Source organism: Candidatus Ichthyocystis hellenicum (assembly GCF_001460935.1).
GTDB lineage: Bacteria > Pseudomonadota > Gammaproteobacteria > Burkholderiales > 2013Ark19i > Ichthyocystis > Ichthyocystis hellenicum.
The window spans coordinates 2027706-2041226 of record NZ_LN906597.1 but is presented as its reverse complement, the minus strand read 5'-3'; the positions used below and the strand labels follow the sequence as shown (position 1 = coordinate 2041226).

The following is a 13521-nucleotide window of genomic DNA, read 5'->3' as shown; positions in this document are numbered from 1 at the left end:
CAATACAAGTTGCGATGGACGGGGAATGCTGATTATTTGCTTGGAGTCAGTGATTATTTTAATATGATGACCATGCTAGTTATTTTTACGAGTAATGTATATATACTAAGGATATGTTTTTTCACAATAAGACAAATGCAGGTTAATTTTGGTAGCGATAGCGCGCCACATTTGATGATCCTGTAACACAGACAATATTTGGTGTTCTCTTTAAAGAACTATCTTTATAGTTTGTTTGTACGAAAAGGGGGGGCTTTCTTTTTGCGCGACTATGTCTCTTACGCTTTGCAAAATCATACATTGCATATAAAGAAAACAATAAAAATCCCAAAGCAGTAAATGCAACTACTACCACGACTAATTCAGTATTTGCCGTTTTTTCAGCGACAATATCTTTGTAATCTGCTGCACGATTGTTAAATGTCATGTAGTTATTAATCTTTGGGCAATAATTACCATAACGTAATATATTTGCTCTTCTGTAACTATACATGATATGTGTAAATATGGTCCTGCTTACATTAGACATGACAGCGTGATTATTATACGGGTATGATGCGACATCATGTGAGCTTGGATACTCTATCTGTCCTAGAAAGCGCAGTAAATTATAATCATCTATCGAGTTTCCAGATAATTTTTCTAGCACGTTGTCTGTTCTATTGAAAATAAGGCTGCGGCACATAGAACCAATGTAGTCACTTATGTAAAAAAACTTATCCATGTTCTCTTTGGAATAAATACTTTCTAGCGTTGATATTTTATTATTTCCAGTATTAGCATAAACTCCTGCCTTACTGAGAACGGATGATATTATGGCATTAGCGTTAATGGTAGGAACAGTTTCACCTTTCGAGTTAGCGTCATTGAAGCATTCACTAATGTATAATAGAGCACAAATAGACGATTTCAAAACTCTCCATCCAATTGATGATTCGTTTCCAGTGGCGCATTTCAACGTACCAAGAAATACCAAGGTAGATATAAATTTTCCGGATTTACCCAATAAGGACAAAGATACAAGAGGTGATGTTTCGTCTTTTCCTTCTTGATCTGAGGTAACAATATACACGTTTTCTACTGAGTGCTCTTCCAAAATTTTGCTTTGTAAATCTAAGTCATAATTTTTTGTGCAATCAGAGTAATTATCTTTAGAAAAAATCATATTACTAATTCCAAGTTAATCAGATTAATAATAGTCTTATATCACATTTTCTAAGGATCACATCACTTGTATCAATTATTTTATATTTTTCATGTTTTATTAATGAGCGGTATATTAGTGTTACTGATTTTTATTGTTTGGAGTATTAATGATAAACATATATTATCTGATAATAAAATAAGTTAGGAACATAATTTATACATTAAATCAATATGGAACAGACCGTAAGACAAATAGAGCAAGAGGTGACATTAATAATATTTATAATACCAACTTTTCTAGTTTGGACGATACAATTTCTATACTGCCGTTTCATCTAAACGGCGATAATTTGAGTGATTTAATGTTCTTCTTAATGCTCTACATATGTAATTTCTAGGGATAAAAAAGAATCGCTTACGTTTTATCAAATTAGCCATAGCATATAAAGAAAACAACAAAATTCCGGCAACAGCCAATACTACAACTATTATATTTAACTCGGCATTTGATTTTGGCTCAATATTTAACGCGGGTATTTTATTTATAATAAGTTCTTTCGGATCAGCTGCATATTTATCGATAGGTATATATTCACAGATAGTGGGGCAGTAAGTTTTTAAGGTGCTAATTTTATTGGTGCTGAGGATGAGTGAAAGTATATTACTGCTTACATTCGATTTAATAGCGTTATTGGTATACGTGCACCCTAACTTGCTAGTATCAGGCTTATCCATTTGGCTAAGGAGGTATAAAAAATAATACGTATCCATTGAGTTCTCAGTTAATTCTTTTAACATTGATCCTGTTCTATTAGAAATAATATTGTTAATGAATTCCAGAAAAGTATGTTCATTCTTTGAATTCTGAGTTAATTTTCTTAATACATCGTCTGTCTGATTAAAAATAAGACTGCGGCATACAGCGCCGATCTGGTCACCTATATAAAAAAAAGTATCTATGGATTCTTCAGTGTTGATATCACCTATGGGGGGGGCATTATCAATATTTGTATGAATTCCTGCTTTATTTAAAATTGAGGAAAATATATCAGCAACGTTAATTTTTGGAACATCTTCCCCTCTTAAGGTTGCATTTATGAAACAATTTTCAACGTATATTAGTCCGCAAAGATTTGATTTCAATGATGTCCAACCTGTATGCACCGCGTCTCCTGCAGTGCATCTCAAAGTTCCAAGGAAAACTAGAGGAGACATAAAACTTATAGATCGCCCTAATAATGATGAAGCTCCATTATTGAGCTCTGCCTTTTCCTTTGCTTGAATAATATATTCACTTCTGTATGAGTATTCTACCAAAATTTTGTCTTGTAATTCCAAGTCGTCACTTTTTGTATGATCAAAACAATTGATTCTGGAGGTAATCATATTATCACCCTAAGGTTGGTAAAGTTAACGCAAGATGCCCAAACATTTTTTTAAATTTACTCACTTTTATTCTAGAATAACATCCGTAATTGATATTTACCATTTTCTTATTATATTATGTCTATTATTTTTGAGAACTAATTTGCTAAGCAAAGATTAAATTAATAATATTTGGCGTATATAAGTTAAGCGTTATTGAGCAACTATGCGTCGGGTAAATTGTTGATATTTAATATATGATTAAATAATAAATTTATGAAATGCCATATTGGAAATCTAGTGGATACAATAATAACTTATACAAATAAACCTGCCTCTATTTAATTCATCTTAGATTGTTTTGAAATATATTTTATTGACAACCATGTACTCAATGCATGGATATCTGAAATTATACATTTGGTGCACATAAATTATTGCCTTGCGGTTAATTTCAATGAATTATGATTTAGGTTGATAAGAAAATAAACCTTTCGGCAATACGACTTTAAAATATTAACCAACATTCCCATAGCATAGCAGTGAAGTAGATAAATTATTAGTACTCATCATAGTATTATTTTAAAAAATACACTAAACTCAAAGGGTTCATATTTATTCTTCAAATTTACTTAAATGTCGGTGACGTGTATTACCATTCAATGGATCCATACAAATGGTCCTAGATGTTTTCCTTCTTAAGTTACTATCAGTAAAATTTCTTCTATCAAAAATATAACTCTTGCGTTTTACTAAATTATGAATTGCATAGAAAGTAAACAATAAAACTCCCACAGCAGCTAATACTAAAGCTACAACAATCATTCCCTTCTCTGGTATGGGATCGATATTAGATTCAGGCATGAAAAAAAGGTCAGTTATACTTGCTGAATGCTTGTCGAAAGGTATATATTTACTGATGGTAGGACAGTATTTTGAGTAGTCTAGCGATTCTGGTCTTCTACGGCTGAAAATGGTTTTGATGATTGCCTTCCTGCTTACGTTAGATACAATGGCATACTTGCTAAACGGGTAGCCTATAACATCATGAATACCTGCTGGGTTTAATGGTGCTTCGTTATCTACCAGATTGTCGTGATCTCTTATTAAGCTTTCAACAAAACTTTCTGTCGTTATGTTTGATATGGAATTTGTTTTATTAAAAGTGATGCCAAGAAATACCGAAGCAGTGTAATCTCCTATTATGTCAAATAGGTCAATTTCTTCCTTGCTACCTATACTATGTAGCGAAGATAACATGTTACTGCTAGGGCTGTAAGAAATTCCTACTTTATTCAAGGCGTGTCGCAGTATGCTGGAAATGTCTATATTAGGCAAATTTTCACCTCTTAAGATAGCCGCGTCAAAACATCCTTTAACGTATATTAGGCTACAAAGATCTGATCTAAAGTCTTTCCACCCTATTGACACTCTTTCTATAGCATTGGCGCATTTTAATGTCCCAAGAAATGCCAAAGTGGTTGCGATATATTTTTTTGAGAGTTGACTATAAGACTTTCTATTAGGCCTTATACTTTTTAAGTTGTGGTTAGTATGAAAATCGTTTTCATTTTTACTTGAATACTCTGCCAAAACCTCACTTCGTAGTTTCAAAGAGCAATTTCTTTCTAAATTAGAGTAATTGGTTCCGGAAACAATCATATCTACTAATCCTAAAATTAATTGGCGAAGATGTACAATATAGAAATATTGTACATCCTAATATGTCATAGCATCTGTTATTATTTATTCGTTTTTATAATGTTATGATAAACTATTATATAATTTATATGAGCAGATAACTTTCGTAACCCAGATATCATATTTTTTAGCCCACACAGTTGTCTATAGAAAGCTATCACGATGGTTTTATTCCTTCATCATAGTTATTGATCAGTTATAGTAATTTATCAGTATAACAAGTAACTTATTTATACATTTTCCACCAGAAATTCACTTAAATGAAGATAATGTTTTCCGTTTAGAGAGCAATAGTCGACGTTATTTCTCGATACACTTGCGCTATTTTTGGGGCCAAAAGCGTAATTTCTACGCCTTATTGATCTAGATGTTGCATAGAAAGTAAATAGCAAAATTCCTACAATGGTTAGCGCCAATACTACTGCCGTCAGTTCAGTGCAGGATGTTGTATCAATATTAGATTCTGGCATTCTTGCTATAACAATACTTTCCGAAGCAATTGCGCTTGCATCAGAAGGCATATACTTACTAATTGTTGGACAGTAATCGCTATGGCGTAACATACCATCTTCTATGCGGCCATAAATGATATTTTTAAGTGCACCTCGATCTACACCAGAATTATTTGCATAACTACTAAATGGATAATTAACAATATCTTTTAAGTTCCTAGCTATTGACATATGATTGATGTTGTGCATAACGTTGCTATCTGTATGTTCATGATCTTTTATCAAGTTCTCAATGAAATTGCTATGTGACTTATTTAGTACATCTACATTTTTATTAAAAGAAAGAGAAAAAAATATGTCTCCAATATAATCACTCATATGCAAAATCTGAGTGGACTCTTCTATAGTAAACATTCCTTTTTTAGTGGGATCGGCCGTAATTTCAGAGTCATTCAAAACACGACGTAGTAAACTGTCAATGTCGATCATGGGCAAATCTTTACCCATTGAAATGGCATTATCAAAACACCTTTTAAGATATAATAGTCCACAAATATTAGACTTTAATTCTGCCCATCCTATTGATATAACTCTTAAGTTCAATTCATCTAACTTTGTTGGTAGCATACACATACCATCAACGCACTCTAATGTTCCAAGAAATACCAGAGGAGACATGAATTTTTTTAATTTACCCACCGATGATAAGGACGTACATTGCGATTCTCTAGCTGTTAAATCTGGATTGGCATAAACATCATCTTTATTTTTGATTGAGTTCTTACCTATATCTCCTACTGAACATGAGCCATTGGTACCTGAAATAACCATTATGCTAATCCTAACGTTGATGAAACCAATAATTTACATGATATTAGCCTACAATTTTGAAATCGCAATGTCTATTATTATTGATTATTGTTTTTATTTTTTGTGAATCATTAGGTATTTAATGAACATAATATTTATATCTATCTAATATTTTTTAGATAGATATAAATTATGAATAACGAAATGAAAAATTTAATTTATAAACTCACGAGGTAATGTATAACTATAAGACCTGCTTGCTTTATATCGGTGTGTTTTCAGCGGCAAATGGTTTATGGTATAAGCTGCCATTATTTAGATGTATGTTGCCTTATGTCCATATAACGCAATATAAGGAAGATCACAATTTGATCTGAAAAATAAAACAAATTAAATTTCCACGCCAGATATCCAATGATTATCAACTAAAATTAGAAAGAGCAATACCGATAAATTCAACTCGTTTTTAACTAAAGCCTAAGCGTTGGTTTTTTTTAAATTAGATGCCTGATTGATGAAATAAATGCTTAATACACCTCATGGTAGACTGCTTCGCCGCCGTGCTCATATAATCACGTCGCTGATGAAAGAAACACTGATTTATCATTGCAATAGTAGCTACTAATAATTTTGTAATGGTTAATTTATTGTCATACATCTTCAACTTTAAATTCACTTAAATGGCGATAACGTAAGTCACTTGATGAGCTCAAACAAAGGGCATTTGATCGGATCTCTATTGATATATCGCAGCCATCGTTTTTTTTGCCTAAAGCACGGTTCTTTATTTTAGAACGGTTTCTCTTTAACAAATTATTTACGGCGTACAATACAAATACCAAAACTCCGATAAAAGTTAGCACTAACAACAGTACAGTTAGTTCGCTATCTGTTTTCGTTATAACAAGATCAAATTTTGGTTCCATAATTTTTTCTATAGTACGATTCTTTGCACCTTCTGAGTATTTGCCTAAAGGCATGTATTTGCCAATATTTGTACAATATTTCCAGTAACGCAGCATGCCCGTTTTAACACAATCAAGAACTATATTATTAATTGCCTTCCTACTTGTGTTTGATTCAATGGCATAATTACTAAATTTATACTTAACAAGATCATTAGGATGTGGAAGTTCTTGTGGATATCCAATATTGTATGTATATTCATGATCGTCCATTAACTTTTTAATTAAATCTTTGCTTGAATTGCTCAACATGGTTCCGGTTTGATTAAAGGTTACTCCACGAAACACACTGCCAAGATAGTCACTTATGTGAAAAAAATCAGTATAATCATAATTTTCACTATCAGTTATGTCTGGTATAGTAATTATTTCCCTACTACTAAGGTTGGCACGAATGCCCGTATTATTAAGAATACGACGTAGTATACTTTCGATATCTATATGAGGTACATCTTTTCCCGCTGATATAGCTGCATCAAAACGGTCTCTAACATACAATATTCCGCAGAGATTTTTTGTCAACTCTTCCCAAGCTAGGGATATAATATTACCAGTAGTGCATTTCAATGTTCCAAGAAAAACCAAAGGAGACAAAAGATTATTGGGTTTTATCCGAAATGATAGAGGTCTTCTCCGTGATTGAACATTTTCTAGATCCTTATTATTTACATGAACATCAATGCCATCCTCACCTGTATACTCTTCCGCAAAAGTTCCATTGTCATGGTATAGATGATACTCACACACACATACAGATTCTTCAATTCCGTTAACCATCATATCACTAATCCTAATCAATAACCTACTCTAAGTACTTTATAAAGTACGTTGCGATGTTACATTTTTTAAGTCACAAGATCCATAATTATTTATTTATTTTTTGTGGAGATTCTTGCTATTTTTACGATTATTATATGATATTTAAAAGTGAAAAGTGTAAAAGTTTTTTGGTAATTATGATTATGATATTGAAACTCTGATCTAATTTACGAAAATAACAAAAAAGTGCCATGCATTAATGTGAGACATTACTATTTGCGGTAAACAAACAACGCACGTTTTGATACATGTGTGTCAATGAAATATCAAGATATTATTAATTAATTAGAATTAATGCATATCTTAATAATCATAAATATACAAATAAATCATGTTTCCTTTCTTTAGGTTTAGTTAGTCCATCTGCTAAGTAATAGCTCAATGATGGCTTTAATTTCCATATCAGTTTTGCAAAATCCTGCTGTGGCCTTGTAAAAACCAACAGTAGCTTGTTGAAAATATTTTGTTAATGCATATTTGAGTGCTATTATTGTGAGGCTGATTGCTGCAATTATTGCTCCGAACCCAGGGAATGCTAATCCAATTGTTCCGAGTCCGATAGAAGTCAATCCGGAAGCTAAGTCTGCTGTTGCTTTGCCAAATTGATATGTTGTTTTGGCTTCAGTCATGCTTTTGATTGCAAAGCCTGCATTTATTCCTCCTACAATCATAGATCCTACTGACGAACCAATAGATGCTGCAGCTATTACACTTCCGGTACTCTCAGCTACCTTGGTCGCAACTTCAACGGATGACGCGGCTAGCATTGATACCTGTTCTGTAAGGAAGGCACTCCATTGGGCTGTCGCAGAGACCATGTTAAACACGGAGTGGGAGTAATTGATTATAAATAGAGCTTGTTGATCTGATGGTAGCGCGGATAGCTGCTCTAATGATGATTGCATTTCACATAAGCTGACAATATTTATGATATCAACAATGAACCCAGATAATTTTGACATGACTGTGTCAACTATTGTTGGGGGGTACATGAGATTTATGAGATTATAGAGCCGATGAACTAGTTCAACTCTGATTTTAACTATTGCAACGGCCCTTTCGGCATTTGCCTTAAAAAAGGCCTCCAATTGAGCGCGGCGGGTTTCTGTTCCTAAGGGGGCGTTTACCGTATTAGTAGCCTCATCGGCAGACCATATTTTTATGCTTATATTGCCATCACTATCGACGTTTGTGTTTTCTTCAGCATCTGATCTAAATAAACTTCTTATGTCTACCAATGCGTCATCACTTGCAATTCCAGCCTGTGTAATAGCCGTAGCAAGCTGAATGTAAGTTTCGGCAGTTGCTGCTCTTATGGCAGCTATATCGCGGTTACTCGTAGTAATATCCGGGAGGGAGCTCTTTGATTCTGGTACATGTGATGTGGATGGGAGCGAAAGTTGAGCCCTAGCTCTTAAGAGGAGACGAGCAGTTGTTGGGTCAACATTTCTTGCTATTGCTGTAATTAAAGATCCTAATGGAGTCACCATGCTGATGCTACCAGCGCTTACAAGCCTATTGACATCTGATAACATATCTCGTACGGGAAATCCACCAAGAGCAGGAATAATTTGGTCGGATGTAGCTGGATTATATCTGGCCATGACGGCACGACCAGTTCCCGAAGGCATTGGGGCTAATATATCGGTACTGCCGTAACTGTCAAAAGCTCCCTGCAAAAAGTGAATGGCTTGTCTTTCATGTAGAAGGGGAAATATACCCATTTTGGGGTCAAAGAAAGTTAGTGCAGGGGTTTGTGTCATTGATTCATGGCTAACAGTAAATCCTTTTACTAAGACAGTTTTATGTTCTGGTAGTCCGATAAAGAAAGTTTCTCCTTCTTCTATGCTTGGATGGGAGATTAAATTGTATATTTCTTTGGCATCCATGTATGTTTTGTAGTCTGCTTTTTCCAATGAGAGGGCAGTTTGATGAGAGCCCAGGCTTCCCATAGATATTGATAATATGCTCAGATGATGAAGAGATCTTCTGAGCTGGGTAAGGGCTTCTATGTTTCCTGTTGCAATTGCTTCCCCAAGGAAGATATCTATACTAGAAATTAATTCAGCGGCATGCTCAACTCCGTGTTTGTTTGCTGTATCTGCAATACATAGTGATAATCCATGAGATGTGCTGCTATCCTCAGCTGAGCTGAGAAAGGAACCGTCGGTTATAATTTTTTGATTAAATTTTTTTGGATATTGAAGCCTAGGATTATTCCTAACTGTGGCTTGTTCTTCCGCACTTAATGTGCTCAACCATAAAGAAACAGCTTCATCAAAACGAGAGTGCAGGTCAGGGCTAGTCAGCAATTCTTGGGACCAACGAACATGAGAATCTATAATGCTGCTATCAAGTATATACTGATTAGCAAGGGACTGGCTTTCTCCTAGATTACTGACCAATCTTTCATTTGATACTTTTATTACTATTAGTGCATTAAGTAGTTTCGCCCCATCAGTTATTAAACTAAGGTTTTCATCATTTACCCCGAGGTCTTTTAGTAATCCGATGTTTTCTTCGAGTGAAGATATTTTTGTTGTTCCGTAGCCTTTTGTATATCCAGGATTGTCAAGGTGAGTAGCTGCAACTATTCTCATCTTTAATTCATGACCTTGATTTGACAAATTAGGGGTTCTTAGAGAATTGATTTTATCAACAGTATCCATTGCTTCCAGAAGCTTTTTAAATCCTTTCTGAGCATCAGCAGAAGAAAATCCGCTTTTAGCAATACTGGAAATATAGGCGTCAAATTTTGGTTGAGGTATTAGTTCAATCTCTTCGCTTATAAATCTGGTAAGTTCTGCTACTGAAGTAGCCGGTGACTCAATTGGTCTGTCGAGGTTGCGTTTTACTCTTTTTATTGTTTTTTCTTCTTGAGATCCGTTCATCCAATGATCAAACTCTTTTCTCATGCTTTTTTCTGTTTGTTTCTGCATATATGTATATGATACATTGACAGCTTCGGCAACTAGTGATGGGAACCAAGTGCTTTTGCTGTTTTGTTCCTGTTCTCTGTTTCTGTACACTATCTCAATGTTTTGTGTTGTAAGTGGGCTGAATGTAGTAATGGCGTTTGAATTATTAACTTCTTTTTCATTCTGGGCTAATTTTTTGTATGTCTTGTAGCGACGAGAACTTCAAAGCCCAGTTGCTACATTCTTTATTGCCATTGATAGGAATCGAAGCCAGATAATCTACCGGCGTGTATTTGGCTAATACAGTTACATGAAGTACTTGCCGTTCTTTTTGGCTATAGCCAGTTATATGGTATACCTGAGGTATTTTTTCTACAGTTGTTTCTCCTGTTGATGAGGGGATTCTTACTGCATTCCAGTTTACCGTGAACATTTGAAAATTTAGGGTGTCGTACCAAATTATCGATGCCACGCTGCCTTCCGGCGCATCAGTTGTTACCGGGGCTGTTACTGGAAAGAATCGTTGTTGCGGCGTTCCGTACTTCGAGAACAAGCTTTCCAATTTCTGCTTTATGTAGGCTTCGCGGTCTTCATTTTTTTGTAAATCTTCCCATATCTCGCCTCCGACTCCTAGAAGTTGCATATTCCTTTGCCATTCTCCTCTTGAGTTTGCAGCCATCTGCAATCCAATTAATATTCCTGGTGACAAGCGTACAGTGAGAATATTTAGTAATGGGTTAACGTTAGCGTCCAAAATTTGTTCTTCTTTGAATAGTTCTTGTAATTGAGGTAATTGCTCTTCTTCTAAGGCATCATTTTTTTGATTTTGTGGTATAGGGTCAACTAAGTACAATCTTATGGTTTGAGTTTCAGCGCTCCGCAAATTACGTTTGAAGCGAATAGCTCTATGGCTTTTAATTACTCCAATATGTCCACTGTTATAGGTTAATGTTCCAACAAAACTGGGATGGTTTTTGCCTTCAATTGGAACAGCAAATGTTTCTTCAGGTGTTCTAATAAGGGTTCTACGAATTTCTGTGTTATTTTTGGACGGCACAGGGATGTTTGTTACCAAGACAGTTGATAAAGGTGTTTTTTTATGAAACGATAAAGTTTTATTCAGGAAGGTTGTGTTGGTTGCAATATTATCAAGGGCGATAAACAAGTTGCCATTAGCCCCCCCATCAACTCCTTGAGGGCTAAATTCAGTTTCTCCTGATACAATTTGTGATCTGCCTGTGATGGCATTGATTACCTGTTTGGGGTGAGTGCGCGATATCGATACTTGGTTTAGCCGGATAGGTTGATCATCTACTTGTTTTAGTAGTAAGCCTCTTTTTTCACTGAAAAAATAATAGATTCCGAATTCGCGCCATTTCTCATCTCTAGAGTCTACTCTGTCATTGCTTTGGGGCTCGTGGATCCAGATCAACTCAGTATCCATCCAATCATCATTGGAGCTACCATACTTGTCTCTAACTCCCTTTGATAAACACAGAGGGATTACGTGTTCATTTTTCAACTTGGGATAAGGATCTCCAGATCCCGTAGTATTATCCTCGATAGGTTTTTTAGGTGACGCTAGCCACCCTATTCCCGCGAAGGCAATTTTGTTACTGCGGCAAGTTAGATCATACACGGGGGTTACATCTTTCCAAGTAATCATCGAAGATAGAGGGTTTGGTCCTGCTTGGGGGTTTTTGCGAAGCAAGGCTACTACTTCTTCTTTCATTTTTTCTGCTTGTCCGACTGTCCATGGGATTATGAATTCAGATGGAGTAGATGTTGTGGGATTTCCAACTATTTCTACTAGTATTTCTTTCTTACTTACAGTACAAGTCAAACTTGAATATGATTTTTGGGTATCAGGATCTGCTCCTTCTTGAAGATTTAAGGTTACCGTTTTTCCTTCCGGAATAGAAAATCTAGTCGTAGTTTTTACTCTACCTGCCAGTATATCTGTATATCCTTTGTTTTCATGATCTCTTGGGTCGGGATCTTCCAAATTGCACTCTGGTAGGTGTTTTCTCCATTTATCGATCAGATATTCCCTTATTGGGGCCTCTGTCTGATTTGGTTTTTGTGTAGGTGCTGGTTTTTGTATAGGTGTTGGTTTCATCTCTAAAACCAACTGATATCTACCTGTACCTTCAGGTACTATTTTTACATCTTTAATTTGTCCTGGGTACCACTCCGTAATTCCGATTTTAGCTGTATCAGGAACTTCTCTAAAATTTATACGTGCGTTCGGATTAGCTATTATGGCGGCGGTAGCGTTTGGTTTTAAGTCGAGTATGTAATCACGAGTTAAGGCATCTCTGTTCCATGAGTTTTTCATTACCCCCGTAACTCCAATTTGGTTGTTTGGAAAATCTAATGAAGGAGGGATCATAAGAGCAGGTGCGTCTTGACCAACGGTTACTACTGTTGTGTGCTTGGTATCGAAATCGTAATAACCTCTATCATAACTAATGGCAACAATTCCTCCTGCGAACAGGCCTGGATAGTCTTGTAAGGGCAAATACTTCTTAGGTTTGCCTCTTGTTGATGCGGCCAAATAAAGTGGGTGGACAGGAACAGAGTAATTCATGCTAAAATTGTTCTCGAATGATATGGCAACGACATTTATATATTTGAACAGGGATTTTACTTTATCTGCTGATGGAGCGCCTTCGCCAAGGGTAAACTTCTCGTAACTGGGGTAGTAAGTTAGCGGCTTTCCTTGTGGGAGTACCATTATGGTGGGTTTATCGTCTTCTTTCATTAATAATGATTTTTTGTCCATGTGTTTAATTGCTCCGCGCACGTTTAAACGTGGATAGATTGTTTTTATTGAGCGAGGCAGTTCTTTTAACATCCTGTCAAAAGAGAAACGCAATTTTCTCATTTTTATGGGCGGAAACATTGAATTTATGCTGTATTCCTTGCTATACATGGCTCTTAGTTGAAAAGAGTTATCTGTTTTAGTTGCCGTTATCATGCTTCTTGAAACATCTATATTATCGATAGGCATGTTTGAATTGAAATAGATTATATTGTCACGAAGCCGTATCCATCTACTAAGTAGCACTTCGATGATCCCTTTAAATTCCAGGTCAGTTGAGCAAAGTCCCTTCATGGCTTTATAAAAGCCAACGGTTGCTTGTTTATAATATTCAGATATTGCGTGTTTAAGGGCTGCGATTGCGAGGCTGATACCTGCAATTATTGTTCCGAACCCAGGAAAGACTAGTCCTAGTGTTCCTAGGCCAATCGACACAAGGTTTGTAACTAAGTCGATAGTTGCACTGTTGAATTGATATGCTGTCTCAGCTTCTGCCATGTTTTTGATGGAGAATCCTGCGT

At 35.5% G+C, this 13521-nt stretch carries 7 protein-coding genes; all 7 read right to left on the bottom strand.

Features of this window, described 5'->3' with window-relative positions; translation table 11 throughout:
• Window positions 1-142 precede the first annotated feature (142 nt).
• Window positions 143-1165, bottom strand: coding sequence for a hypothetical protein (locus Arg41_RS07400; protein ID WP_092490703.1), 1023 nt, complete (start codon window positions 1163-1165; stop codon window positions 143-145).
• Between the two features lie 299 nt (window positions 1166-1464).
• Complete coding sequence (locus tag Arg41_RS07395) at window positions 1465-2532, bottom strand: hypothetical protein (RefSeq protein ID WP_092490702.1); 1068 nt, start codon at window positions 2530-2532, stop codon at window positions 1465-1467.
• A 594-nt stretch (window positions 2533-3126) separates the two neighbouring features.
• Entirely contained in the window at window positions 3127-4173 is a 1047-nt protein-coding gene (locus Arg41_RS07390; protein ID WP_092490701.1) for a hypothetical protein, read from the bottom strand.
• Window positions 4174-4442: 269 nt separating this feature from the next.
• Window positions 4443-5495: a hypothetical protein gene (locus Arg41_RS07385; RefSeq protein WP_092490700.1), complete on the bottom strand. Its 1053-nt coding sequence runs from the start codon at window positions 5493-5495 to the stop codon at window positions 4443-4445.
• Between the two features lie 629 nt (window positions 5496-6124).
• Window positions 6125-7219, bottom strand: coding sequence for a hypothetical protein (locus Arg41_RS07380; RefSeq protein ID WP_092490699.1), 1095 nt, complete (start codon window positions 7217-7219; stop codon window positions 6125-6127).
• Between the two features lie 389 nt (window positions 7220-7608).
• Window positions 7609-10287, bottom strand: coding sequence for a hypothetical protein (locus Arg41_RS07375; RefSeq protein WP_092490698.1), 2679 nt, complete (start codon window positions 10285-10287; stop codon window positions 7609-7611).
• A gap of 67 nt (window positions 10288-10354) precedes the next feature.
• Complete coding sequence (locus Arg41_RS07370) at window positions 10355-13498, bottom strand: hypothetical protein (protein ID WP_092490697.1); 3144 nt, start codon at window positions 13496-13498, stop codon at window positions 10355-10357.
• Window positions 13499-13521: the final 23 nt, after the last annotated feature.

Bases quoted from the DNA above. Each gene is read 5' to 3' on its own strand.
- Arg41_RS07400 (WP_092490703.1), bottom strand. From the start codon at position 1,165: ATGATTTTTTCTAAAGATAATTACTCTGATTGCACAAAAAATTATGAC.
- Arg41_RS07395 (WP_092490702.1), bottom strand. From the start codon at position 2,532: ATGATTACCTCCAGAATCAATTGTTTTGATCATACAAAAAGTGACGAC.
- Arg41_RS07390 (WP_092490701.1), bottom strand. From the start codon at position 4,173: ATGATTGTTTCCGGAACCAATTACTCTAATTTAGAAAGAAATTGCTCT.
- Arg41_RS07385 (WP_092490700.1), bottom strand. From the start codon at position 5,495: ATGGTTATTTCAGGTACCAATGGCTCATGTTCAGTAGGAGATATAGGT.
- Arg41_RS07380 (WP_092490699.1), bottom strand. From the start codon at position 7,219: ATGATGGTTAACGGAATTGAAGAATCTGTATGTGTGTGTGAGTATCAT.
- Arg41_RS07370 (WP_092490697.1), bottom strand. From the start codon at position 13,498: ATGGCAGAAGCTGAGACAGCATATCAATTCAACAGTGCAACTATCGAC.